Raw genomic sequence first — 2,689 nt, forward strand, 5'->3', positions numbered from 1 at the left:
GAGATTCCGAAAGTAGCGGCGAGCGAAATTGGATTAGCCCTTAAGCTTTTAATGAGACAGATGAAGGCTCTGGAAAGTGCCGCAATAAAGGGTGATAGCCCCGTAATCGACATCTCATAATCAGTGAAAACGAGTAGGGCGGGACACGTGATATCCTGTCTGAATATGGGGGGACCATCCTCCAAGGCTAAATACTACTGACTGACCGATAGTGAACCAGTACCGTGAGGGAAAGGCGAAAAGAACCCCTGTGAGGGGAGTGAAATAGAACCTGAAACCGTGTACGTACAAGCAGTAGGAGCACCTTCGTGGTGTGACTGCGTACCTTTTGTATAATGGGTCAGCGACTTAATTTTAGTAGCAAGGTTAACCGTTTAGGGGAGCCGTAGGGAAACCGAGTCTTAACTGGGCGTACAGTTGCTAGGATTAGACCCGAAACCAGGTGATCTAGCCATGGGCAGGTTGAAGGTTGAGTAACATCAACTGGAGGACCGAACCGACTAATGTTGAAAAATTAGCGGATGACTTGTGGCTAGGGGTGAAAGGCCAATCAAACCTGGAGATAGCTGGTTCTCCCCGAAAGCTATTTAGGTAGCGCCTCGGACGAATACTACTGGGGGTAGAGCACTGTTAAGGCTAGGGGGTCATCCCGACTTACCAACCCTTTGCAAACTCCGAATACCAGTAAGTACTATCCGGGAGACACACGGCGGGTGCTAACGTCCGTCGTGGAGAGGGAAACAACCCAGACCGCCAGCTAAGGTCCCAAAGTATAGCTAAGTGGGAAACGATGTGGGAAGGCTCAGACAGCCAGGATGTTGGCTTAGAAGCAGCCATCATTTAAAGAAAGCGTAATAGCTCACTGGTCGAGTCGGCCTGCGCGGAAGATGTAACGGGGCTAAGCTATACACCGAAGCTGCGGCTACGTACCTTAGGGTATGTGGGGTAGGGGAGCGTTCTGTAAGCCGTTGAAGGTGTGCTGTAAGGCATGCTGGAGGTATCAGAAGTGCGAATGCTGACATGAGTAACGATAAAGGGAGTGAAAAACTCCCTCGCCGGAAGACCAAGGGTTCCTGTCCAACGTTAATCGGGGCAGGGTAAGTCGACTCCTAAGGCGAGGCCGAAAGGCGTAGTCGATGGGAAACGGGTTAATATTCCCGTACTTCTTACAATTGCGATGGGGGGACGGAGAAGGCTAGGTGGGCCTGGCGACGGTTGTCCAGGTTCAAGTACGTAGGCGGAAAGTTTAGGTAAATCCGGACTTTCTTAACGCTGAGATACGATGTCGAGCTACTACGGTAGTGAAGTCATTGATGCCATGCTTCCAGGAAAAGCCTCTAAGCTTCAGATTGTAAGGAATCGTACCCCAAACCGACACAGGTGGTCGGGTAGAGAATACCAAGGCGCTTGAGAGAACTCGGGTGAAGGAACTAGGCAAAATGGTACCGTAACTTCGGGAGAAGGTACGCTCTTATCAGTGAAGTCCCTTGCGGATGGAGCAGACGAGAGTCGCAGATACCAGGTGGCTGCAACTGTTTATTAAAAACACAGCACTGTGCAAAATCGTAAGATGACGTATACGGTGTGACGCCTGCCCGGTGCCGGAAGGTTAATTGATGGGGTTAGACTTCGGTCGAAGCTCTTGATCGAAGCCCCGGTAAACGGCGGCCGTAACTATAACGGTCCTAAGGTAGCGAAATTCCTTGTCGGGTAAGTTCCGACCTGCACGAATGGCGTAATGATGGCCACGCTGTCTCCACCCGAGACTCAGTGAAATTGAAATCGCTGTGAAGATGCAGTGTACCCGCGGCTAGACGGAAAGACCCCGTGAACCTTTACTACAGCTTGGCACTGAACATTGAACCTACATGTGTAGGATAGGTGGGAGACTATGAAACCGCGTCGCTAGATGTGGTGGAGTCGTCCTTGAAATACCACCCTTGTAGTTTTGATGTTCTAACGTTGGTCCCTGAATCGGGATTACGGACAGTGCCTGGTGGGTAGTTTGACTGGGGCGGTCTCCTCCCAAAGAGTAACGGAGGAGCACGAAGGTGGGCTAAACACGGTTGGACATCGTGTGGTTAGTGCAATGGCATAAGCCCGCTTGACTGCGAGAATGACAATTCGAGCAGGTGCGAAAGCAGGTCATAGTGATCCGGTGGTTCTGAATGGAAGGGCCATCGCTCAACGGATAAAAGGTACTCCGGGGATAACAGGCTGATACCGCCCAAGAGTTCATATCGACGGCGGTGTTTGGCACCTCGATGTCGGCTCATCACATCCTGGGGCTGAAGTCGGTCCCAAGGGTATGGCTGTTCGCCATTTAAAGTGGTACGCGAGCTGGGTTTAGAACGTCGTGAGACAGTTCGGTCCCTATCTGCCGTGGGCGTTGGAAAATTGAAAGGGGCTGCTCCTAGTACGAGAGGACCGGAGTGGACGAACCTCTGGTGTTCGGGTTGTCATGCCAATGGCATTGCCCGGTAGCTAAGTTCGGAATCGATAACCGCTGAAAGCATCTAAGCGGGAAGCGAGCCTTGAGATGAGTTTTCCCTGGCACTATAAGTGTCCTAAAGGGTTGTCGTAGACTACGACGTTGATAGGCAGGGTGTGTAAGTGCTGCGAGGCATTGAGCTAACCTGTACTAATTGCCCGTGAGGCTTAACCATACAACACCCAAGGGGTTTTGTGG

Annotated in this window: 1 rRNA gene; it reads left to right on the forward strand. The window is 51.5% G+C overall.

The annotated features are described in order from the left end of the window. Positions 1-2,666, forward strand: a 23S ribosomal RNA gene (locus ACED25_RS23165); the annotation flags it as partial. Between the last annotated feature and the right edge of the window lie 23 nt (positions 2,667-2,689).

The sequence above is a fragment of the Vibrio sp. 1F263 genome (genome assembly GCF_041439035.1).
In the GTDB taxonomy this organism is placed as follows: Bacteria; Pseudomonadota; Gammaproteobacteria; order Enterobacterales; family Vibrionaceae; genus Vibrio; species Vibrio tasmaniensis_A.